Annotated in this window: 17 protein-coding genes and 2 tRNA genes; 6 read left to right on the top strand and 13 right to left on the bottom strand. The window is 59.1% G+C overall.

Annotation, left to right across the window (positions count from 1 at the left end; translation table 11 throughout):
* Positions 1–94: 94 nt before the first annotated feature.
* Entirely contained in the window at positions 95–961 is an 867-nt protein-coding gene (locus tag ACWR1S_RS09865; RefSeq protein WP_454563346.1) for a LysR substrate-binding domain-containing protein, read from the bottom strand.
* Positions 962–1,073: 112 nt separating this feature from the next.
* Between ACWR1S_RS09865 and ACWR1S_RS09860 the strand changes: the two genes are divergently transcribed.
* The 3 genes from ACWR1S_RS09860 to ACWR1S_RS09850 all read left to right on the top strand — a co-directional run bounded on the left by ACWR1S_RS09860 (position 1,074) and on the right by ACWR1S_RS09850 (position 3,893).
* Positions 1,074–2,183 (top strand): 2-aminoethylphosphonate--pyruvate transaminase, encoded by a 1,110-nt coding sequence (locus ACWR1S_RS09860; RefSeq protein WP_454563345.1) that lies wholly within the window; start codon positions 1,074–1,076, stop codon positions 2,181–2,183.
* A 144-nt stretch (positions 2,184–2,327) separates the two neighbouring features.
* Positions 2,328–3,155: a phosphonoacetaldehyde hydrolase gene (gene phnX, locus ACWR1S_RS09855; protein WP_454563344.1), complete on the top strand. Its 828-nt coding sequence runs from the start codon at positions 2,328–2,330 to the stop codon at positions 3,153–3,155.
* Between the two features lie 189 nt (positions 3,156–3,344).
* Complete coding sequence (locus ACWR1S_RS09850) at positions 3,345–3,893, top strand: cytochrome b (protein WP_077573681.1); 549 nt, start codon at positions 3,345–3,347, stop codon at positions 3,891–3,893.
* 3 nt (positions 3,894–3,896) lie between these two features.
* Here ACWR1S_RS09850 and ACWR1S_RS09845 read toward each other — a convergent pair whose 3' ends face one another.
* Together ACWR1S_RS09845 and ACWR1S_RS09840 are read right to left on the bottom strand one after the other, a co-directional pair.
* Complete coding sequence (locus ACWR1S_RS09845) at positions 3,897–4,823, bottom strand: 1-aminocyclopropane-1-carboxylate deaminase/D-cysteine desulfhydrase (protein ID WP_454563343.1); 927 nt, start codon at positions 4,821–4,823, stop codon at positions 3,897–3,899.
* Positions 4,824–5,023: 200 nt separating this feature from the next.
* Entirely contained in the window at positions 5,024–7,063 is a 2,040-nt protein-coding gene (locus ACWR1S_RS09840; protein ID WP_454563342.1) for an oxidoreductase, read from the bottom strand.
* Positions 7,064–7,271: 208 nt separating this feature from the next.
* Here ACWR1S_RS09840 and ACWR1S_RS09835 point away from each other — a divergent pair, with 208 nt between their 5' ends.
* Together ACWR1S_RS09835 and ACWR1S_RS09830 are read left to right on the top strand one after the other, a co-directional pair.
* On the top strand, positions 7,272–8,402 hold the full coding sequence (locus tag ACWR1S_RS09835) for a nitrilase-related carbon-nitrogen hydrolase (protein WP_454563341.1): 1,131 nt from the start codon (positions 7,272–7,274) through the stop codon (positions 8,400–8,402).
* 3 nt (positions 8,403–8,405) lie between these two features.
* Positions 8,406–9,446, top strand: a complete 1,041-nt coding sequence (locus ACWR1S_RS09830) for an AraC family transcriptional regulator (protein WP_454563340.1) — start codon at positions 8,406–8,408, stop codon at positions 9,444–9,446.
* A 416-nt stretch (positions 9,447–9,862) separates the two neighbouring features.
* Here the strand turns inward: ACWR1S_RS09830 and ACWR1S_RS09825 are convergent, their stop codons facing one another.
* Both ACWR1S_RS09825 and ACWR1S_RS09820 read right to left on the bottom strand, forming a co-directional pair.
* Entirely contained in the window at positions 9,863–10,705 is an 843-nt protein-coding gene (locus tag ACWR1S_RS09825; protein ID WP_454563339.1) for a DUF2242 domain-containing protein, read from the bottom strand.
* A gap of 92 nt (positions 10,706–10,797) precedes the next feature.
* The gene (locus ACWR1S_RS09820) at positions 10,798–11,697 is read right to left on the bottom strand and encodes a LysR family transcriptional regulator (RefSeq protein WP_454563338.1); all 900 of its coding nucleotides are present in this window, start codon (positions 11,695–11,697) and stop codon (positions 10,798–10,800) included.
* 118 nt (positions 11,698–11,815) lie between these two features.
* Between ACWR1S_RS09820 and ACWR1S_RS09815 the strand changes: the two genes are divergently transcribed.
* Entirely contained in the window at positions 11,816–13,021 is a 1,206-nt protein-coding gene (locus tag ACWR1S_RS09815) for an MFS transporter (RefSeq protein WP_454563337.1), read from the top strand.
* Between the two features lie 847 nt (positions 13,022–13,868).
* On the opposite strand, the gene ACWR1S_RS09810 is transcribed toward ACWR1S_RS09815, so the two are convergent.
* The 8 genes from ACWR1S_RS09810 to ACWR1S_RS09775 all read right to left on the bottom strand — a co-directional run bounded on the left by ACWR1S_RS09810 (position 13,869) and on the right by ACWR1S_RS09775 (position 23,025).
* Entirely contained in the window at positions 13,869–15,740 is a 1,872-nt protein-coding gene (locus tag ACWR1S_RS09810; RefSeq protein WP_454563336.1) for a SurA N-terminal domain-containing protein, read from the bottom strand.
* Between the two features lie 228 nt (positions 15,741–15,968).
* Positions 15,969–16,241 carry an HU family DNA-binding protein gene (locus ACWR1S_RS09805; RefSeq protein ID WP_003183171.1) on the bottom strand — a complete coding sequence of 91 codons (273 nt, stop codon included), beginning with the start codon at positions 16,239–16,241 and terminating at the stop codon, positions 15,969–15,971.
* A 148-nt stretch (positions 16,242–16,389) separates the two neighbouring features.
* The gene (gene lon / locus ACWR1S_RS09800) at positions 16,390–18,786 is read right to left on the bottom strand and encodes an endopeptidase La (protein WP_016986884.1); all 2,397 of its coding nucleotides are present in this window, start codon (positions 18,784–18,786) and stop codon (positions 16,390–16,392) included.
* 163 nt (positions 18,787–18,949) lie between these two features.
* The gene (clpX, locus tag ACWR1S_RS09795) at positions 18,950–20,233 is read right to left on the bottom strand and encodes an ATP-dependent Clp protease ATP-binding subunit ClpX (RefSeq protein WP_454563335.1); all 1,284 of its coding nucleotides are present in this window, start codon (positions 20,231–20,233) and stop codon (positions 18,950–18,952) included.
* A gap of 112 nt (positions 20,234–20,345) precedes the next feature.
* The gene (clpP, locus tag ACWR1S_RS09790) at positions 20,346–20,981 is read right to left on the bottom strand and encodes an ATP-dependent Clp endopeptidase proteolytic subunit ClpP (protein ID WP_007951559.1); all 636 of its coding nucleotides are present in this window, start codon (positions 20,979–20,981) and stop codon (positions 20,346–20,348) included.
* A 93-nt stretch (positions 20,982–21,074) separates the two neighbouring features.
* Positions 21,075–22,385, bottom strand: a complete 1,311-nt coding sequence (gene tig, locus ACWR1S_RS09785) for a trigger factor (protein WP_038362792.1) — start codon at positions 22,383–22,385, stop codon at positions 21,075–21,077.
* Between the two features lie 402 nt (positions 22,386–22,787).
* A tRNA-His gene (locus tag ACWR1S_RS09780) sits at positions 22,788–22,863 on the bottom strand.
* 77 nt (positions 22,864–22,940) lie between these two features.
* Positions 22,941–23,025: transfer RNA gene (locus tag ACWR1S_RS09775), tRNA-Leu, on the bottom strand.
* Between the last annotated feature and the right edge of the window lie 91 nt (positions 23,026–23,116).

The following is a 23,116-nucleotide window of genomic DNA, read 5'->3' as shown; positions in this document are numbered from 1 at the left end:
CTGCGTGGGAACGCCTCAACGGACGCTCCGCGTTCGGCTTTGGATGGGACGCAGAGCGTCCCGGGCTGCATTCCCACGCAGAGCGTGGGAACGATCACGGGGCGGCAGGTGCCAGGCCAAAGAACGCCTGAATCAGGCGCAACTCCCGCCGCCGTTCCATGCAACCGATCATGTGCCGATTCACCAGCCCCTCGCCGACAATCGGAATCGCCACCACGCGCGGGTCATGGCTGACCTCAACCGATGACACCACGCCAACCCCCAACTCGGCCGCGACGGCCTCGGTCACCGCCTCACGGCTGTCCAGTTCCAGCAGCACGCGCGGATGGATCGATGCCTGCGCACAGGCATCATCAAAGGTACGCCGGGTGATCGAACTCGGCTCGCGCAGCACCATGATCACCTGATCCAGTTCCTTGAGTTTCACTTCCCCGGCACGCACCGCCCAAGGGTGCCCTGCCGGCACCAACGCGCAGATCCGCGATTCACTCAACGCTTGCAGATGCAGGCCCTTGCGCGGCTCCACTTCGGTCAACACCGCCACATCGGCGTGTTCCGACAGCAACGCCGCGAGGGTTTCCTGAGCATTGCCCAGGCGCAGATTGACGGTGATCCCCGGATAGCGCGCACGCAGGCTGGCCAGCATCGGCATGACCATGTGCGGCCCATCCGCCGCCACTTCCAGCCGTCCGGTCAACAACTGCCGGTTGGCCTCGAGCATCGTCTGCGCCTCTTCCGCCAGACCAAACATCGCGCGGGTGATCGCCGCGAGTTTGGTGCCCTCCTCGGTCAGTTCCACCCGTCGCGCGGTGCGCCGCAACAGGGTGATCTGGTAGTGCTCCTCCAGCGCCTTGATGTGCCCGGTAACCGCCGGCTGACTGATGAACAACCGCGCGGCGGCGCGGGTGAAGCTGCCTTCGCGGGCCACAGCGTCGAACGCACGCAACTGGAACAGGTTCATGAATAACTCTCACTGATGGCTGGCATAACAACAAACAATTTGATTGATGCAACGGCGAATTGCAACGTATGCCCCGTAGCTTCATCCCACAGCGCAATCCGAGGACACACGAATGAGTATCGCCGAACCCATCCTGCTCACTCCCGGCCCGTTGACCACTTCGGCCCGCACCCGCCAGGCGATGATGGTCGACTGGGGGTCATGGGATGACCGCTTCAATCAACTGACCGCCAGCCTCTGCGAACAATTGCTGGCGATCCTCAACGGTGCCGCCACGCACCACTGCGTGCCTTTACAGGGCAGCGGCACCTTCGCCGTCGAGGCGGCCATCGGCACGCTGGTGCCGCGTGACGGCAAAGTGCTGGTGCTGATCAACGGTGCCTACGGCAAACGCCTGGCGAAAATCTGCGAAGTGCTTGGCCGCTCGTTCAGCACTTTTGAAACGGCTGAAGATGAACCGACTACAGCCGCCGACGTCGATCGTCTGCTGCGCGCCGACAGCGATATCACTCACGTTGCGCTGATCCATTGCGAGACCAGCACCGGGATTCTCAATCCGTTGGCGGAAATCGCCCAAGTCGTCGAACAGCACGGCAAACGTCTGATCATCGACGCCATGAGTTCCTTCGGCGCCTTGCCAGTGGATGCGCAGCAAGTGCCGTTCGACGCACTGATCGCCGCGTCCGGCAAATGCCTGGAAGGCGTGCCGGGGATGGGCTTCGTGTTTGCTCGCAAAGCGTCACTGGTCGCCGCCGCTGGCAATTCGCACTCGCTGGCGATGGACTTGTACGACCAGCACGCCTACATGATCAAAACAGGGCAATGGCGCTTCACCCCGCCGACCCACGTGGTCGCGGCGCTGCACGAAGCGCTGCTGCAATACAACGAAGAAGGTGGCCTGCCGGCACGGCATGCGCGCTACGCCGCCAACTGTCAGGCGTTGATGGAAGAGATGGGCAAACTCGGTTTGCGCAGTTTCCTGCCAGCGGCGATTCAGGCGCCGATCATCGCCACGTTCCATGCGCCGCAAGATCCGCGCTACCAGTTCAAGGATTTCTACGAACGGGTCAAGGCCAAGGGTTACATCCTCTATCCGGGCAAATTGACTCAGGTCGAGACCTTCCGTGTCGGCTGCATCGGCCACGTCAGCCCGGACGAAATGCGCCAGGCCGTGGCGGCGGTCGGCGAGGTGCTGCGCGAGATGGAAGTCCTCGAAATCTAAGCCCAAACACAAATCCCCTGTAGGAGTGAGCCTGCTCGCGATGAGGCCGTGCCAGTCGACGAAGATGTTGAATGATCAACCGCTATCGCGAGCAGGCTCACTCCTACAGTTTGAATTGCATTTCAACTCAGGAATTTGATTGCCATGAACTACATCAATCCAAACAAGCTGCAAGCCGCGATCCTCGACTGGGCCGGCACCGTGGTCGATTTCGGATCGTTTGCGCCAACGCAGATTTTCGTCGAAGCCTTCGCCGAGTTCGATGTGCAAGTTTCCATCGAGGAAGCGCGCGGCCCGATGGGCATGGGCAAGTGGGACCACATCCGCACCCTCTGCGACCAGCCGCAAGTGGCCGAGCGTTATCGCAAGGCGTTCGGCCGCACGCCGACCGATGACGACGTCACCGCCATCTACAACCGCTTCATGCCGTTGCAGATCGAAAAGATCGCCGAACACTCGGCACTGATTCCCGGCGCCCTGGAAACCATCGCCAACCTGCGTCAGCAGGGCATCAAGATCGGCTCCTGCTCCGGTTATCCGAAGCAAGTGATGGATAAAGTCGTCGAACTGGCCGCTACCAACGGCTACGTCGCCGATCACGTGGTTGCCACCGATGAAGTGCCGAATGGCCGCCCATGCCCGGCTCAGGCGCTGGCCAACGTGATCGCGCTGGGCATCGACGATGTCGCAGCGAGCGTGAAGATCGACGACACCGTGCCGGGCATTCTCGAAGGCCGCCGCGCCGGGATGTGGACGGTCGCGCTGATCTGCTCGGGCAATGCGCTGGGTCTGGACTACGCCGGTTTCCGCGCGTTGGGCAGCGATGAGCTGGCAAGCGAACGCAAGCGCATTCACGCGCTGTTCGAAGGCTCGCGCCCGCACTATATGATCGACACCATCACTGATCTGCCGGAAGTGATTGCCGACATCAACAAGCGCCTGGCCAACGGTGAGATGCCGCAATCGAGCTGATCCCTGCCGCTTGCTGCCAACAAAAACGCCAGTGTCTGCACGACGCTGGCGTTTTTTATTGGCAAAGCCCTGATTCAGAGCATTGAAAGTCCGATCAGCCTCAGGCAAATCCGCCAAAGCGGATTACAGTTAAAGCATGCCGTCGCACAAGAACGGCCGTTTTGACCCTGATCTGTGAGGAAACACCGTATGCCGTGGACAAGTTCCGAATCCCGTTACAGCACCGTGTCGGTCCTGTTGCACTGGCTGATGCTGGTCCTGTTGGTGCTGGTGTACGCCAGCATGGAGTTGCGCGGGCTATTTCCCAAAGGCAGTGGCGGGCGCACGCTGATCCGCGAAGTGCATTACATGCTCGGCCTGACCGTGTTCGTGCTGGTGTGGTTTCGCCTGCTCGCCCGCAGCATTGGCCCGGCGCCGAAAATCTTTCCCGCGTCGCCACAATGGCAAACCGTACTGGCGCGGCTGATGCACTGGGCGCTGTACCTGTTCATGATCAGCATGCCGATTCTAGGCTGGCTGATTACCAGCGCCGAAGGGCATCAAGTGATGTTCTATGGTTTTGATCTGCCGCTGCTGGTCGCGGAGAACAAGGATTTCGCCAAGCAGGTCGAGCACTGGCATGTGCTGATTGCCACGATCGGCTACTGGCTGATCGGCCTGCACGCGCTGGCGGGGATCTATCACCACTATGTGGTGCGCGATAACACGCTGCTGCGGATGATGCCCAAGCGCGGTTGACCGTCAGGGGCTGGCGATAAAACCGCGCCGCCCCTGCAAGCCTCCGCTGTGAATGAAGATCAGCCGCGTGCCGGCTGAGAACCTGCCCGCCTCGACCTGCTGTTTGAGCGCCAGCAACGCCTTGCCGGTGTACAGCGGCTCCAAAGGAACGCCGCTGGCTTGCTCGGTTTGTTCGATGAACGCAAGCAACACCGGATCGACCTTGGCAAAGCCGCCACGGCTGGCGTCGATCAACTCATAGTCAGCAGTGGCCAGTCCGGCTGACTGCATAATCGACTCGACCTGTGGCGCCACGCCGTGATCCTCCGGCACCGCCAGCGCACCATAAACCCGATGCGCCCCCGCCTCGGCCAGCACCAACCCTGCCAGCGTCGTCCCCGTGCCGCAGGCCAGCCACCAGCCGTGGTAATCGCTCCAGCCCAGCGTATGCAATTGCGCTTGCGCCTGCTGTTGGATGGCGGCACAACCGAGCGCCCCCGTTAAGCCGCCACCGCCCTCGGGCACGGCATACAACTGCGGATACTGCGCGTGCCAAGGCGCCCAGAATCCCGGCTCATTGCGTGCGCGATAGCCGCCGTAACCCAACCAATGCAGTTGCATGCCGAATGCTTGCAGATCCTGCACCGTCGGCGTTTCCTGCGCATGCCCGCGCAACAGTCCCACGGTTTTGAAGCCCAGCCGTTTGCCTGCCGCCGCCAACGCATGCAGATGATTGGAATGCGCCCCGCCGAGGCTGATGATGCCTTCGGCACCCGCGCTGTCAGCGGCTTTGAGGTGTTCGACGAGTTTGAACCATTTGTTGCCGCTGATCAGCGGGTCGATCTGGTCGAGGCGCAGGATGGCGACTTCAATGCCGGCGGATGTCAGCCAGTCGAGGTGAAGGTGTTCGAGTGGGGCTTGGGGTAGCCAATCGGAGGGAGGCAAAAGCATGGGCGGCGATTCGATCTGGACAGAGCCGGCATTCTAGTCGCTCATCAGCAGCCATCGCGAGCAGGCTCACAAGGTTCACGATGTGCACAAATCCTGTGGGAGCGAGCTTGCTCGCGAAAGCGGAGTGTCAGTCAATATATATGTCGACTGACACGATGCCTTCGCGAGCAAGCTCGCTCCCACAGGTTCAGCGGTGGAGCTTAAAGTTCAGCAGCGAGGCGCGAACCTTGGTTGATGGCGCGCTTGGCATCCAGCTCGGCCGCGACATCGGCACCACCGATCAGGTGCACATTCTGCCCCGCTTCAACCAAACCATCGTGCAGTTCACGCAGCGGATCCTGCCCTGCGCAAATCACGATGTTGTCCACCGCCAGCAATTGCGGCTCGCCGGTTTCGCCAATGCGAATGTGCAGGCCTTCGTCGTCGATGCTCAGGTACTCGACGCTGTTGAGCATCTGCACCTGCTTGTTCTTCAGACCGGTACGGTGAATCCAGCCAGTGGTTTTGCCCAGACCATCGCCCACCTTGGTTTTCTTGCGCTGCAACAGGAACACTTCGCGGGCCGGCGCGTGCGGGGCGGCCTTGATCCCGGCCACACCACCACGGGCCTCCAGTTGCGTATCGATGCCCCACTCCTTCCAGAACGCGGCGCGATCCTGACTGGTGGCTACGCCTTCGTGGACGAGGAATTCCGAGACGTCAAAACCGATCCCACCGGCGCCAATCACGGCCACGCGTTTGCCCACCGGTTTGCGCTCGAGGATCACGTCCAGATAGCTCAGCACCTTGGCATTGTCGACACCCGGAATCGCTGGCACACGCGGCGCAATACCGGTGGCGAGGATGATTTCGTCGTATCCGCCTTCAACCAGTTTCGTCACGTCGACGCGGGTGTTCAGGCACACCTCAACGTGAGTGGTCTGCAGCTTGCGCTTGAAGTAACGCAGGGTTTCGAAGAACTCTTCCTTGCCCGGCACGCGTTTGGCGATGTTGAACTGGCCGCCGATTTCGCTGGCCGAATCGAACAACGTCACCTGATGGCCACGCTCGGCGGCCACGGTCGCAGCGGACAAACCGGCAGGACCGGCGCCGACCACGGCGATTTTCTTGATCTGCTGCACCGGCAGATAATTCAGTTCGGTTTCGTGGCAGGCGCGCGGGTTGACCAGGCAACTGGTCAGTTTGCCGCCGAAGGTGTGATCGAGGCAGGCCTGGTTACAACCGATGCAGGTGTTGATTTCGTCGGCGCGACCTTCGGCAGCCTTGTTGACGAAGTCCGGGTCGGCGAGGAACGGCCGCGCCATCGAGACCATGTCGGCATCGCCCTCGGCAAGAATCTGCTCGGCGATTTCCGGGGTGTTGATGCGGTTGGTGGTGATCAACGGAATCTTCACCGAACCACGCAACTTGGCCGTGACCTTGCTGAACGCGGCACGCGGCACTTTGGTGGCGATGGTTGGAATCCGCGCTTCGTGCCAGCCGATACCGGTGTTGATGATGGTCGCGCCGGCCTGCTCGATGGCTTTGGCCAGGGTGACGATCTCGTCCCAGGTGCTGCCGCCCTCGACCAGGTCGAGCATCGACAGACGGAAAATGATGATGAAGTTCGGGCCCACCGCTTCGCGGACACGGCGAACGATTTCCACCGGCAGGCGCATACGATTTTCGTAGCTGCCACCCCAACGGTCAGTGCGGTGGTTGGTGTGCGCGGCGAGGAACTGGTTAATGAAATAACCTTCCGAGCCCATGATCTCGACGCCGTCGTACTCGGCGGTCTGTGCCAGCACCGAACAGGTGACGAAATCGCTGATTTGTTTCTCGATGCCTTCCTCGTCCAGCTCTTTGGGCTTGAACGGGTTGATCGGTGCCTGAATCGCGCTCGGCGCTACCTGCTTCGGGCTGTAGGCATAACGCCCGGCGTGAAGGATCTGCATGCAGATCTTGCCGCCCGCCTCGTGCACTGCGCGGGTAACGATGCGGTGCTTGAGCGCTTCTTCTTCGGTGGTCAGCTTGGCCGCACCAGAATAAACGCCGCCCTCGTCGTTCGGGCCAATGCCGCCGGTGACCATCAGGCCGACACCACCACGGGCACGTTCGGCGAAGTACGCCGCCATGCGCTCGAAACCGCCCGGTTTTTCTTCAAGGCCGGTGTGCATCGAGCCCATCAGGGTGCGGTTGCGCAGCGTGGTGAATCCCAGGTCCAGCGGGGCCAACAGGTGCGGGTAATGAGCGGCGGTCATCGGTAACTCCACAACGAGCAATCACGGAAAAGTTGCGGGCGCTCTGCGGCCCCCGTCAGTCATGTTCAACAGACTAAGAGTCGCATCGCTGTCACTCAATGACCGTAACTGACAACTTATTGATCCAAATGCGCAGCGCCCCTTGGCAACCAGAGCCATGCGCCCTACCCTAGTCGCCATACCCTGTACCCGGTAGTTGTTGGTTTTCATGCGCAAACTTTTGTATCTGTTCTTCTCCATGGCCCTCGTCGCCGCCCTGACCACCTACGCCATGTGGGCGGCGGACCGGCCGGCGGGGCATTACCTGTCGGACTTACGTATCAAAGTGGCGGTCGATCAGGGCACCCCTGCCGACCGCGGCAATCTGCTGGGCATCCAGCCCGAGCTGTTTCCCACTGACTATCAAAACCCCGAGCGCTTGCACCGCAAACTCGCTGCCTATTTGCAGCAAGCTCAGGATCAAGGCCTGCTGAACGATAAAACCGTCGTGGTGTTGCCGGAGAACGTCGGCACCTGGCTGCTGCTCAGCGGCGAAAAAGACGAGTTGTACCAAGCGCCGTCCCTCGCCGAGGCGATGAACTGGCTGGCGGCGAGCAACCCCTTGTTGTTCGCCCGCGCCTGGCTCAGCGCCAACGGCAGCGACCGCCTCAATGACGCGTACCTGCGCATGAAATCCAAGGCCATGGCCAAGGATTACCAGGCGCTGTTCGGTGGTCTGGCCAAAGAGTTTCATGTGACGCTGGTCGCCGGTTCGATCGTGCTGCCGGAGCCAAGCATCCGCGACGGCCAGCTCAAACCCGGCAGCGGCGCCCTGTTCAACAGCAGCGTGGTGTTCGGCCGTGACGGCGTGCCGCTCGGTCAACCGCAGCGGCAGATGCACCCGGTCTTCGATCAACGCGAAGTGATCGAGGGCGCCGACAAACACTCGCTCAACGTAGTCGACACCCCGGCCGGCCGCCTCGGCGTGCTGATTGGCAGCGATAGCTGGTACCCGGACAACTACCGCAAACTCGATGAGCAAAGTGCGCAATTGGTCGCGGTGCCGGCGCAGGTGTTCGGCCAGGGTGCATGGAATCAGCCGTGGCGTGGCTACAAGGGTTCGAGTACACCGGGATCGGTCAGCCTGAAACCCGGTGAAGTCACCGAAGGACAGGCCTGGCATCGGCTGACGCTGACTGCACAGCCACCGAGCAGTCGGGCGATTGCCGGCATCAGCGTGTTCCTGCGCGGGCAGTTCTGGGACAAGGCCAGTTCAGGTCAGAGTTTCCTCAGCAGCAACGGTCAGCAGTTCGCCGATGGCGAAGCTCGCGGCGCGCGTTTGCTGAACATCTGGTTGTAAGCCATGAAGCCGCTGCCGATGCGCCTCGGGGACCTGTCGGTGGGTTTTGTGCACAGCCTCGCCGATGCCGTGCGCAGTCATGCGGTCGATCCGCAGCCGCTGCTGGAGCAATATGGCTTGGACGCCGCACGACTGGCCGAGGCTGGGGCACGCTTGTCGATTCCGCGCTATATGCGCCTGGGCCACGCGGCGATTCAGTTGACCGGCAACTCGGCGCTGGGTCTGCGCATGGGCCAGCTCAGTCGCCTCAGCCAGGCCGGGCTGGCCGGCGTCACCGCCGCACAAGCGCCGACCGTGCGTGAAGCCGCGCGCTGCCTGATCCGTTTCGAGGCGTTGTACGGTTCCAACTACCGTGGCCAGTCCAGTTTTCACGAAGACGCCCATGGCGCCTGGCTGCGTTTCTATTCGATCAGCCCGTACAACGCCTATAACCGTTTTGTCGTGGATTCGATTATCGCCGGATGGTTGCATCAGCTCTCCAGTGTCAGCCGCGAGCCGCTGCACGCGGAACGCATCGACATCGAGTTCGAAGCGCCGGATTACCGTGAGGCTTACAGTGCACTGGGTGATTGCCCGATCCAGTTCGGCGCCGAGCGCAATCAACTGCGCCTGAACCTCAACAGCCTCGCACTGCGTAATCCCGAGCATTGCCCGAGTACCTGGCGGCATCTGCTGCAACTGTGTGAGCGGGAACTGGAGCAGTTGACCCGAACCCGCAGCCTGCGCGAACGCATCACTCAACTGTTGGGGCCGTTGCTCAATGGTGGCCGGGAACCCGACCTGGAAGAAGTGGCGGCACGCCTGAAACTGCCGACCTGGACGTTGCGGCGCAAACTGGCCGAGGAAGGCACGCAGTTTCGCGCGATCCTCAACGACACACGCCGGGATCTGGCGATGACCTACATCCGCGACACCGAACTGGCCTTCGGCGAAATCGCCTACCTGCTGGGTTTTGCTTCAGCCGAAGCGTTCCAGCGAGCCTTCAAACGCTGGAGCGGTCAGACGCCCGGCGAATTCCGCCGCAGCCACCGCAAAACGGCATAACAGCAGCCGAGAGCTACAAGCTTCAAGCTGCAAGTTAAAGCTCGGTGGCGTCCTCGGCGGGCTCGGGTTGATCCAGTTCAAAAGCCTGGTACTCGAGCAGCTCTTCTTGATATTCATCCATCGCGTAATCCCCCTGCTGCTCTCTTGAATGGGCCTGAGCAAATGCCCAGTGCCTCGAGCTTAACGTGCTCGTGTGAAGGAAAAGTGAAACCCGGCCTTCATGAATAAAACGTAGCAGGTGGTCAGGAATTTATCGCGGGAATTTTGTCAGGGGAATGTAACGAGATTTTAAGTGCATCAGAAACCACTGTGGGAGCGAGCTTGCTCGCGAAAGCGGACTTTCAGTCACATAGTGCTGAATGTACCGACGCCTTCGCGAGCAAGCTCGCTCCCACAGAGGGTGCGGTGAGGCTAATTTATTGGCCGGAGGCAGGCATCGCCGGAATCGGCTCGGAGGGCGGCGGGATGTCCGGGTTGGCCGGTGGCGTGATGGTTTCAGTCGTCGGCGCTGGTGCAGGTTCTGCGCTCGGCGTCGGAGTGATCGGCGCTGCCTCTGCCGGTGGCGCAACCGGTTCCGCAGTCACTGGCGCGGTCTCGGCAGGTGCCGGCGCTGGCGTCGCAGCAGGCTCAGCCGCCGGAGTTGGCGTTGGCGCCAGCGCTGCCGGAGCCGCCTTCGCCTCAGGCACACCCAGGTCAGCCTTGGGCTTCTCTTCGATATGCGCAGCCTTCTTCGCATCCGCCGGCAGGAACTGCTCGACCAGGGTAAAGAAACGCTCGTAGAACTTTTGTGCCGTCACCGTCTCGCTGGCGACCTTGACCATCGAATCGTCAGACGAACCAATCGGCATCGACACCGAACCCAACACACCCACACCGAGGCTGGCCGAGTTGTTGGTTTTCTTCAGTGCGTAGCGGTCCTGCAAGGCGTTGGCGAACATCGTCGCATGGTGCCCGACACTGCCATCGTCGGCGCAGACCACATTGAAGCTGATCTCCATATGGGTGTCGCCGGTTTGCTGGAAACTTTTGTGACCGCTGACCAGTTTCGGATCGCTGCTGGTGATGATGTAGCCCTGACTGAGCAACGCACGACGGGCCGCTTCGCAACTGACCGAGTCGGTCACGGGATAATTGCGCGAAAACGTACCGGAATCATCGAAGTTCTCATGCTCATACATCGGCTTGTCTTTCGAGCAGCCGGCAACAGCGGTCAACAACAGCGCCAACCCGACAACACGCATGGGAGTGGAAATCAACATTGAACATCCTGAGAGAAAACAGTCCGGGGCGTATTGTGCAACAGATCACGACCCTGCGGCGCATGGATTAGTGTCTTAAAGCAGTTACAACGCTATCGACCGTCAGTTGCGGGAAAAAGTCGCAACGCCAGATGATCGATGAACACGCGCAATTTCGCTGTGGCGTGGCGACTTGTTGGCCATAGGACCCAGAACTGCCCGGTGTGTTCAAGATGTATATCAAGCACGCGACGCAAGCGGCCTTGCGCCTCGGCCTCGCGGGTCATGAAATCCGGCAGACAGGCAATGCCCATACCCGCCAGCGCCGCGTGGCTCACGGCTTCAATGGACGTACTGACCAGCCGCGTCGGCAACGTCGGCTCTGCGGCGCCCTCCACGCGGATCAGCGGCCAGGTTTCCAGTTTGCCGGTGGCATGAAAGGTATGCCGAAGGCACGCGTGCGCTGCCAGATCGCCGGGGGTTTGCGGCACACCGCGCTGCGCCAGGTAAGCCGGGCTGGCCACCAGCACCATGTGAAATTCGCCCAACGGTCGCGCCATCAATCGAGAATCCCGCGGTTTGCCGGTGCGGATCACGGCGTCGAAACCTTCCTCAACCACATCGACCATGCGATCGGTCAAATCCAGGTCCAGCTCAATCAGCGGATACAGCGCCATGAACTCGTTCATCACCGGCATCACCAGGCCATGCACCTGCGGCAGGCTGATGCGCAACTTGCCATGAGGTTTGGCAGTGGCGTCACACAACTCGAATTCCGCTGCCTCGACTTCCGCAAGAATCTTGCGACAGCGCTCAAGAAACAGCGCCCCTTCACTGGTCAGCGTGACGCTGCGCGTGGTGCGTTGAAACAGCCGCACGCCCAGTCGCGCTTCCAGCCGCGCAATACTTTTGCCCACCGCCGACGATGACACCCCTTGCAGCCGTCCCGCTTCGGTGAAACTGCGCGTCTCGGCCACCTGCACAAACACCGAAATACTGCCCAGGCTATCCATACCACCCTCCCATTGCTGACATCCGTGTCCGATATGTTCGGAACCTTAACCCGTTTTTCACCGATGTACAGCGCCCTACCCTGTGCTCCTCGTCAACTCTGCACACGGATGCCGGCTTATGAACGACGCACAACTCGATTGCCCCGTACTTGAACAACCTGTCGAACGCCGCGAGCGATTACCCCTCGCCGCGCTTCTGGCACTGGCCACCGCCGGATTCATTACGGTCATGACCGAAGCCCTGCCCGCTGGCCTGTTGCCGCAGATGAGCAGTGGCCTGAATGTTTCCCAGGCGCTGATCGGGCAATTGGTCACGCTGTATGCGCTCGGTTCGATCCTGGCAGCAATCCCGCTGACGATCGCCACCCGTGGCTGGCGAAGAAAACCGTTGCTGCTGTCCGCCATCGCAGGCTTTGCCATCGCCAACAGCCTCACTGCCCTGTCGGAGTGGTACTGGCTGACGCTGATTGCACGGTTTATTGCCGGCGTATTTGCCGGGCTGCTGTGGGCGCTGCTGGCGGGTTACGCGAGCCGCATGGTTGCCCCGCACCTGCAAGGCCGCGCCATAACGGTAGCGATGCTCGGCGCGCCACTGGCGCTGTCGCTGGGAATCCCCGCAGGCACCCTGCTCGGCACCCTGGTCGGCTGGCGCCTGAGCTTCGCCATCATGACCGGACTGACCGTTGCGCTGGTGATCTGGGTGCACTGGCAAGTCCCGGACTTCGCCGGTGAACGCGCGGGAAACCGCATGCCGATACGTCAGGTATTTACCTTGCCGGGCGTGCGATCCGTGTTGCTGGTCACCCTCACCTACGTCATCGCGCACAACTTGTTGTACACCTACATCGCGCCGTTCCTACAACCGTCCGGGCTGGACGCCAATGTCGACCGCGTGCTGCTGGCATTCGGACTTGCTTCGGTACTGAGCCTCTGGATCGTCGGCAGCCTGATTGACCGCTGGCTGCGCGAACTGGTGTTGATCAGTGCCGGGCTGTTCATGCTGTCAGCGGTCGTGCTGGGCCTGTGGCGCGATTCGCCGATTGTCATTTACATCGCTACCACTGTCTGGGGACTGGCGTTCGGCGCCATGCCATCGCTGCTGCAAACCGCATCAGCCAAAACCGCGAAAGAGGCTGCCGATACCGCGCAATCGATGTTGGTTACGCTGTGGAATGTCGGGATTGCTGGCGGTGGTTTGGTGGGTGGTTTGTTGCTGGGGAACCTTGGGGTGGGGGCATTCCCGTGGATTGTTGCAGGATTGCTGGTATTGACCCTGTCAGTAGCGGTCAACGCCCGGGACCATGGTTTTCCAAGAGCTGGATGAAACCGAGTGCGCTGTTGGGTTGAGGCCAGACGGCTGGAAACTGATCCATTGACAGGCCGCCATCGCGAGCTGGCTCACTCCTACAGTTGGATTGAGTATGTCTGACAGAAGATTGGTCGGCTGGGAGGCCGCTTTCGCGAGCAGGCTCGCTCCCACAATTGGATTGAGTACATCAGATAGAAAATTGGTTGGCTGTCAGGCCGCTTTCGCGAGCAGGCTCACTCCTACAATGGAACGGAGTACATCTGACAGAAGATTGGCCGGCTGGCAGGCCGCCATCGCGAGCAGGCTCACTCCTACAATGGAACGGAGTACATCTGACAGAAGATTGGTCGGCTGTCAGGCCGCCATCGCGAGCAGGCTCACTCCTACAGCTTGAATTTGTGCGCGGCCCACGCGGCAAAGCCGCCCCACTCAACAGGATGAGCGTTAGCTCGGCTGCAGCTTTTGATCTTGATCCACCGGTCCCGTCGGCAGGCTGAGTGGAGGGGTTTATCCGGGGGTGGGAGCGCAGCGACCGTTTGGCGAAGCCAAACACATCGAAAGGAGGTGCAGCGAAGCAAACCGTAGGCGATGCCCCCCGGATGAATCCCGGAGCGAAGGAACCCCGAGCTTTAGCGAGCGGGCCGAACGTTGGGACAAGCCTTTTTGGGTACTTTTTCGGCGTCTGGAAAAAGTGCCTCGCCGTAAGGGCGAAACCGCCAGCGGCAGCACCCGAAGCAACGGATATTCACCCAAAACCCCAAGAACATGGTCGGCCCAAAGGCCGCCACGACCCAACGCCCAAAAAAAAGCCCCGACCTATTCAGGCCGGGGCTTCCACATCACATCAAATCTCAGTCAACCATCAAAACCGCTTGATGTCCGCCTGAGCTTCCAACTGCTTGCGATACGCCGCAAAGTCCTGCTGCCCCTCACGCGAAGCAAGGAAACGACGGTACTGAACCTTCTCTTCATCCGTCGGCGCAGCCGCTTCGTTAACGCCGTTCAGACGCACGATCATCAGACTGCCATCCGGCAAGGTCACGCTGGTGAACGTCGGCTTATCCTTCGCAGCCGGCTTCGGCATACGGAACAACGCTTGCAGCACCGCCGGATCAACACCTTCCTGACCACGGGTGGCCGCTTCAGTGGCTTTCCAGTTCTGACCCTCAACCGCTTTGTCCAACGGCGCCTTGCCATCACGCAGATCAGCAATCAGCTTCTCGGCCTTGGTCTTGGCAGCCGCACTCGCGTGCTCTTTGGTCAACTGAGTGCGGATGGCCGCATTCACGCTTTCCAGCGGCAGTTGCGCAGGCTTCAGGTGCTCTTTGGAACGCAGCACGATCACGGTTTCCGGATCCAGCTCGATGGCGGTGCTGTTGGCACCTTCGTCGATCACTTCAGTGCTGAACGCAGCGGTCACCACGGCACGGTTGGCCGCAACACCTTCGCCACCCTCACGGCCGAACGGCTTGGAGGTGTGCACGGTCAGCTTCAGATCCGCCGCTGGCTGAGCCAGGTCAGACGCTTCGAACGCCGAGTCTTCCAGTTGCTTGGTCGCCTCGACGAAACGCTGCTCGACCTGTGCGGCTTTCAGCTCGCGAGTCAGCTTGTCTTTCAGGCTGGCCAGGGTCGGCACTTCAGGCGCTTCCACGCCCAACAGCTTGATCAGGTGATAACCGAAGTCGGTACGAATCGGATCAGACACCTGGTCTTTCGACAAGGAGTACAAGGCTTTTTCGAACGCCGGGTCGTAAACACCAGGACCTGCGTAACCGAGGTCACCGCCATTATTGGCCGAACCCGGGTCCTGGGAGAACTCTTTGGCCAGCGCTTCGAACTTCTCGCCCTTGGCCAGACGCGCCTGGACGTCTTCGATCTTCGCCTTGGCCTGAGCTTCGGTGGTCTTGTCGTTCACTTCGATCAGAATGTGCGCGGCACGACGCTGTTCCGACAGGTTAGCGATCTCTTTCTGATACGCCGCCTGCAGGTCTTCGTCCTTGACGGCAACCTGATCAAAGAACGAAGACTTCTTCAGTTCTACGTAATCGATGATCACTTGATCCGGAGTCATGAACTCCTTGGCGTGCTCGTCGTAGTAAGCCTTGACTTCGTCGTCGGTCAACTTGACCGCCGCTGGGTCAGCCTTGACGTTCAGGGTGGCGAAATCGCGGGTCTGTTTTTCCAGACGGGCGAATGCCAGCACTTCAGCGTCGGTGACGAAACCGCTGCCCGCCACACCGGCACGCAATTGGCCGATCAGCATTTCCTGAGCCAGCATCTGGCGGAACTGCATACGGCTGTAACCCAGTTGACGGATTACCTGGTCGAAACGCTCGGAGCTGAACTTGCCGTCCACCTGAAACTCAGGTGTCTGCAGGATCACTTGGTCCAGTGCGCCTTCGGAGAAAGCGAATTTCGCTTGTTCGGCGCCTTGCAGCAACAGCTTGCGATCGATCAGACCCTTGAGGGCCGATTCGCGGAGCATTTTTTCGTCGAGCAAGGAAGCATCGAAGTCCTTGCCCAGCTGTTGCATCAACTGACGGCGTTGCATGTCAACGGCCTGGCTCAGCTCGTTCTGGCTGATTTCATCACCATTGACCTTGGCCGCCTCATTCTTGTGAGTCGTGGCCTGGAAAATGGCGTCGAAACCGGTCAGAGCCATCAGTGCAACGATGACCCCGATAATGGTCTTGGCAATCCAGCCTTGTGAATTGTCCCTGATATTCTGCAGCATGCGTCCCCCAGAAACGGTTGAACTTCAAAATTAGGCAACCGTGGAGCGTGGGTAGAATCCGGATAGAAGAAAGGCGCATCCGAGGATGCGCCTTCTCGTAACTGGCGGAGCGGACAGGGCTCGAACCCTCGATCCCGGCGTTACAGGCAACTGTTTCAGCTACCTGCTCTACCGCTCCGCTGCCAAGTCAGGCATGACCCCGACCCGGATGGGTAAAAACCTGAAAACTTAGTTAACAGCTTCTTTCAGTGCTTTACCGGCTTTGAAACCTGGCTTCTTGGCAGCCGGGATTTCCAGAGTCTTGCCGGTCTGAGGGTTACGACCGGTACGAGCCGGACGGTCCGTCACGGAGAAAGTACCGAAACCAACCAGAACAACGGAGTCGCCAGCCTTCAGAGCGCCAGTGACGGATTCGATTACAGCGTCCAGCGCACGGCCAGCAGCAGCTTTCGGGATATCAGCGGATGCAGCGATAGCATCAATCAGTTCCGACTTGTTCACTCTAAGTCCCCTTATATCTATTTTGAGATGATTCTAAGTTTTTTGGTGAAAGCAAAAACGAGTGCTGAATGGCCTACAGACACTTAAGAGCCGCTTTATAACAAGGGCTCTAAAAAACTGTCAAGGAAGCCCCCCAGGCAAAAGCGTATTAATGCGTGCTAATTCTTTCCTTAGAGTCAGACTCACGTTTTTCGTCCTTGGCAACTATCTCAGGAGCCACATCCGGCAAGGGCTCCGGCGCGTATTGCAGCGCAATTTGCAGGACCTCGTCAATCCATTTAACCGGTTTAATCTGCAGATCCTGCTTGATATTGTCAGGAATCTCCTTCAGATCACGCACGTTCTCTTCCGGAATAATCACGATCTTGATTCCGCCGCGGTGAGCCGCCAGCAGTTTTTCCTTCAAACCACCAATCGCCAGCACCTGACCACGCAACGTAATTTCACCCGTCATGGCCACGTCGGCGCGCACCGGGATCCCGGTCAATGCCGACACCAGTGCCGTGCACATGCCTACACCAGCGCTAGGGCCATCCTTCGGGGTCGCCCCTTCCGGCATGTGGATATGCGTGTCGCGCTTCTCGTGGAAGTCCAGAGGAATGCCCAGGCTCTTGGCACGGCTGCGCACCACGGTGAGCGCGGCAGTGATCGATTCGACCATTACATCGCCCAGCGAACCGGTCTTGATCAATTGACCTTTACCCGGCACAACCGCGGCTTCGATGGTCAGCAATTCGCCGCCAACCTGCGTCCAGGCAAGGCCGGTCACCTGACCGATCTGATCCTGTTGCTCGGCCAGACCGTAGCGGAACTTGCGCACACCGAGGAAGTGTTCCAGCAGATCAGCTGTCACTTTCACCGAGAAGCGTTTCTCCATTGCGTGCTCTTTCACCGCTTTGCGGCAGACCTTGGCGATCTGCCGTTCGAGGCCACGCACACCGGCTTCACGGGTGTAGTAACGGATGATGTCGCGGATCGCTTCTGCGTCGAATTCCAGCTCGCCTTTCTTCAGACCATTGGCGGCGATCTGTTTTGGCGAGAGGTATTTGACGGCAATGTTGATCTTCTCGTCTTCGGTGTAGCCCGGCAGACGGATGACTTCCATCCGGTCGAGCAGCGCCGGCGGGATGTTCATCGAGTTCGAGGTGCACAGGAACATCACATCCGAGAGGTCGTAATCGACTTCCAGATAGTGGTCGTTGAAGTTGTGGTTCTGCTCCGGATCGAGCACTTCCAGCAACGCCGATGCTGGGTCGCCACGCATGTCGCTGCCCATTTTGTCGATTTCATCGAGCAGGAACAGCGGGTTGCGCACCCCCACCTTTGTCATCTTTTGAATCAATCTTCCTGGCATCGAACCGATGTAAGTCCGACGGTGACCGCGAATTTCCGCTTCATCACGCACGCCACCAAGGGCCATACGTACAAATTTGCGGTTGGTGGCATGCGCAATCGACTCTGCCAGCGAGGTTTTACCCACGCCCGGAGGACCGACCAGGCACAACACCGGGCCACGAATTTTCTTCACACGTTTTTGCACGGCGAGGTATTCGAGGATACGTTCCTTGACCTCTTCGAGACCGTAGTGATCGGCATCGAGAATGTCTTCTGCGCGCGCCAGGTCCAGGCGCACTTTGCTCTGCGCCTTCCACGGCACTTGCACCAGCCAGTCGATGTACGAGCGCACCACGGTGGCCTCAGCGGACATCGGCGACATTTGCTTGAGCTTGTTCAGCTCGGCCGTGGCTTTGGCCAACGCATCTTTCGGCAGACCGGCAGCGTCGATACGCTTTTTCAGGTCTTCGATTTCGTTGTGGCCTTCGTCGCTGTCGCCGAGTTCTTTCTGAATGGCCTTCATCTGCTCATTCAGGTAGTACTCGCGCTGACTGCGCTCCATTTGCTTTTTGACGCGACCACGAATGCGTTTTTCGACTTGCAGCAGATCGATCTCGGCATCCAGCAACGCCAGAACGTGCTCGACCCGGGCCGACAAATCGATGATTTCGAGGATTTCCTGCTTCTGCTCGATTTTCAGCGCCATGTGCGCCGCCATGGTATCGACCAGACGACCCGGCTCATCGATGCTGTTGAGCGACGACAGGACTTCAGCCGGGACTTTCTTGCCCAGCTGCACATATTGTTCGAACTGCGACAGCAAGGTGCGCACGAACACTTCGGATTCGCGCTCGGCGGCGTCGACCTCTTCGATCAGCGACACTTCGGCACGGCAGTGGCCGTCGACTTCGCTGAAGCGCTCGACAGTGCCGCGCTGCTCACCCTCGACCAGCACCTTGACGGTGCCGTCAGGCAGCTTGAGCAGCTGTAGAACAGTAGCGATGGTACCTACGCGATAGAGAGCGTCTTCACCGGGATCGTCGTCAGCCGGGTTTCTCTGGGCCAGCAGCAGGATCTGCTTGTCGCCCGTCATCGCGGCCTCGAGGGCTTCGATGGATTTCTCGCGCCCCACGAACAGCGGGATAACCATGTGCGGATAAACCACGACATCACGCAATGGCAGGAGAGGCAATTCGATGGTTGTCTTCATGATTTCGCCTCTACGGCGGCCATATGGCCGTAATCAGATGGAATTGAGCTTGAAACCAAGATGGGGGCTGCCTTGAAAAAAAACAAGCGCAAAGCGGATGTAAAAAACGACATAAAAAAAAAGAGGCCCGAAGGCCCCTTCTTTGTTGCGGCGCGGTGGACGCTTACGCGTCCGGCGCTGCCTTGGCAGCCGGCTCACTGTTTTCGTAGATATACAGTGGCTTGGACTTGCCTTCGATCACGCTTTCATCGATCACGACTTTGCTCACCTCGGACTGCGAGGGGATTTCATACATCGTGTCGAGCAGTACACCTTCGAGAATCGAGCGCAGGCCACGGGCACCGGTTTTACGTTCCAGGGCACGCTTGGCGACCGATTTCAGTGCGTCGGTCCGGAATTCCAGATCCACGCCTTCCATCTCGAACAGCTTGGCATACTGTTTGGTCAGAGCATTTTTCGGCTCGGTGAGGATCTGCATCAGCGCAGCCTCATCCAGCTCGTCCAGCGTCGCGAGGACCGGCAGACGACCGACGAACTCCGGGATCAGACCGAACTTGACCAGATCGTCAGGCTCGACTTCACGCAGGGATTCACCGACTTTCTTGCCTTCTTCCTTGCTGCGCACTTCTGCGTTGAAACCGATGCCGCCCTTGGTGGAACGGTTTTGAATAACCTTTTCCAGACCGGAGAACGCACCACCGCAGATGAACAGGATGTTACGGGTGTCGACCTGCAGAAATTCCTGCTGCGGGTGCTTGCGACCACCTTGCGGCGGTACGGAAGCGACCGTGCCTTCGATCAACTTCAGCAAGGCCTGTTGCACGCCTTCACCGGAAACGTCCCGGGTGATCGACGGGTTATCGGACTTGCGGGAAATCTTGTCGATTTCATCGATGTAGACAATACCCATCTGGGCTTTTTCTACGTCGTAATCGCACTTCTGCAGCAGTTTCTGAATGATGTTCTCGACATCTTCACCCACGTAACCCGCCTCGGTGAGGGTGGTTGCGTCGGCGATGGTGAACGGAACGTTCAGCAAGCGGGCCAGTGTTTCGGCCAGCAGGGTTTTACCGGAGCCTGTCGGGCCGATCAGCAGGATGTTGCTCTTGCCGAGTTCGACGTCGTCAGCCTTTTTGTCACGCTGGTTCAGGCGCTTGTAGTGGTTGTACACCGCTACGGCCAAAACCTTTTTCGCACGCTCCTGACCAATGACGTACTGGTCAAGGATGCCGCTGATTTCTTTAGGCGAAGGCAATTTATGCGCGCTGCTTTCGGCCTGGGCTTCCTGCACCTCCTCACGGATGATGTCATTGCACAGGTCGACGCACTCGTCGCAGATAAAGACCGAGGGGCCGGCAATCAATTTGCGCACTTCATGCTGGCTTTTGCCACAGAAGGAGCAATAGAGCAGCTTGCCGTTGTCCTCGCCGTTGCGGGTGTCAGTCATTCGTTCGATCCAAATCCGATAGGCTTGCAACACAAGATGAAGGCTATTGCGGGCTTTTTCAAGCCCGCCGCTGATCAGACAAGCCGACCAAGCCTATTTTGAGCTGCTTATTTTAAGCTGGGCGCTGGTTGATCACTTCGTCGATCAGGCCATATTCCTTCGCAGCTTCTGCACTCATGAAGTTGTCGCGATTGGTATCGCGCTCGATTTCTTCCAGAGTACGCCCGCTGTGCTTGGCCATCAGCGTGTTCAGTCGCTCGCGAATGAAGAGGATTTCCTTGGCGTGGATTTCGATATCCGACGCCTGGCCCTGGAAACCGCCCAGTGGCTGGTGAATCATCACGCGCGAGTTCGGCAGGCAGAAACGCTTGCCGGGTGCACCTGCGGTCAGCAGGAACGCGCCCATGCTGCAGGCCTGGCCGATGCAGGTGGTCGACACGTTCGGCTTGATGAACTGCATGGTGTCGTAGATCGACATGCCTGCAGTCACCGAACCGCCCGGCGAGTTGATGTAGAGATGGATGTCCTTGTCCGGGTTTTCCGCTTCAAGGAACAGCAGTTGCGCGCAGATCAGGTTGGCCATGTAGTCCTCTACCGGACCAACCAGAAAGATCACTCGCTCCTTGAGCAGGCGCGAATAGATGTCATAGGCGCGTTCGCCACGAGCAGACTGCTCGACAACCATCGGGACCAGGCCGCCTGCGGCCTGGATATCAGAGTTCTGCTGAATATAAGAATTACGGAACATGCTCTGCAGTCGCTCCCAAATAGTTATGTCTTGAATACGCATAAGCCAGCTCGAGAGCTGGCTTATGGTGTGTACGTCTTAACGCAAAATCAATCAGTCGGCTGCTGGAGCTTCTACCGGCTTGACTGCTTCTTCGTAAGAGACCGCTTTGTCGGTCACACTAGCTTTCTGCAGAACAGTATCCACAACTTGTTCTTCCAGCACAACCGAACGCACTTCGTTCAGTTGCTGCTCGTTTTTGTAGTACCACGACACAACCTGCTCAGGCTCTTGGTAAGCCGAAGCCATTTCCTGAATCATTTCGCGAACGCGAGCTTCGTCAGGCTTCAGGTCGAACTGCTTGACCACTTCAGCAACGATCAGACCCAGCACGACGCGGCGCTTGGCTTGCTCTTCGAACAGCTCGGCCGGCAGTTGATCAGGCTTGATGTTGCCGCCGAACTGCTGAACAGCCTGCACGCGCAGACGGTCAACTTCGTTGGACAGCAGCGCCTTAGGCACTTCGATCGGGTTGGTGGCCAGCAGACCGTCCATTACCTGATTCTTGACCTTGGATTTGATCGCCTGACGCAGTTCGCGCTCCATGTTCTTGCGAACTTCGGTGCGGAAACCGTCGATGCCGCTTTCCTTGATGCCGAATTGAGCGAAGAACTCTTCGTTCAGCTCTGGCAGCTTAGGCTCGGAAACAGTGTTGACGGTCACGGTGAACTCAGCGGTTTTGCCAGCCAGGTCCAGGTTCTGATAGTCCTCTGGGAAGGTCAGGTTCAGAACGCGCTCTTCGCCAGCTTTAGCGCCAACCAGGCCTTCTTCGAAGCCCGGGATCATGCGGCCGGAACCCAGTACCAGCTGAGTGCCCTTGGCGGAACCGCCGGCGAACACTTCGCCGTCAACCTTGCCAACGAAATCGATGTTCAGTTGGTCTTCGTTCTGGGCAGCGCGATCGGCCACTTCAAAACGAGTGTTCTGCTTACGCAGGATGTCGAGCATTTTGTCCAGGTCAGCGTCAGCCACGTCAGCGCTCAGGCGCTCAACGGTGATGCCGTCGAAACCGGCAACGGTGAACTCAGGGAACACTTCGAATACAGCAACGTATTCCAGGTCCTTGCCAGCTTCGAGCGATTTTGGCTCGATCGATGGCGAACCAGCCGGGTTCAGCTTCTGCTCAACCACAGCTTCGTAGAAGGAGGACTGGATCACGTCGCCTACAGCTTCCTGACGAGCATCAGCACCGAAACGGCGCTTGATTTCGCTCATTGGCACTTTGCCTGGACGGAAGCCAGCAATCTTGGCCTTTTGGGCAGTCTGCTGCAGACGCTTGTTGACCTGAGTCTCGATGCGCTCAGCCGGCACGGTGACGCTCATGCGGCGCTCGAGAGCAGTAGTATTTTCAACAGAAACTTGCATGGATATTCCTCGTTGCACAGACGTTAGCCGGCCGTTTCCGACCCCAGAATCAAGGGCATGCATTCTAGTGGGTCAAACTCAAGAAGTCACCCTACTGAAAACGGGTAAAAAAACAGCAGGCATTTTATCGGGACCGCTACACCAATGCAGCGCGCCCCACAGGCGAATACAACCAATCACGCCAGGGCCCTGCGCCAACCGCTTCTATATATAGAAGAGACTGCCAATCACTCCCTGACGGCCGTTCTTGCTAGCAAGCCCGGCGAGCAGCGCGGCATCATCGAGCAACATAAATACGACGAAGCGCCCTGCCCCTGCGCCCAAAAACCGACAATCGCCGGTTTTCAGAACCGCTAAAACAAAAAAGGCGCCAGACTGTTAAATCTGGCGCCTTTCGAAATATGGGGTGGACGATGGGGATCGAACCCACGACAACGGGAGTCACAATCCCGTGCTCTACCAACTGAGCTACGCCCACCATATTGCGTAACAAAAAAGCCAAACAACTTCTTTGTTGAAACCTCACCAGCCCGAAGACATGAATGAAGCTTTAATTGGTGCGGATGAAGAGACTCGAACTCTTACGCCTCGCGGCGCTGGAACCTAAATCCAGTGTGTCTACCAATTCCACCACATCCGCAGGTGAAGCTTTAAAGCAAAGGCGCCAGACTGTTACATCTGGCGCCTTTCGAAATATGGGGTGGACGATGGGGATCGAACCCACGACAACG

The organism is Pseudomonas sp. AIG (assembly GCF_977020205.1).
Note: the sequence above shows the minus strand (reverse complement) of the source record. Positions and strands in the feature narration are given on the sequence as shown.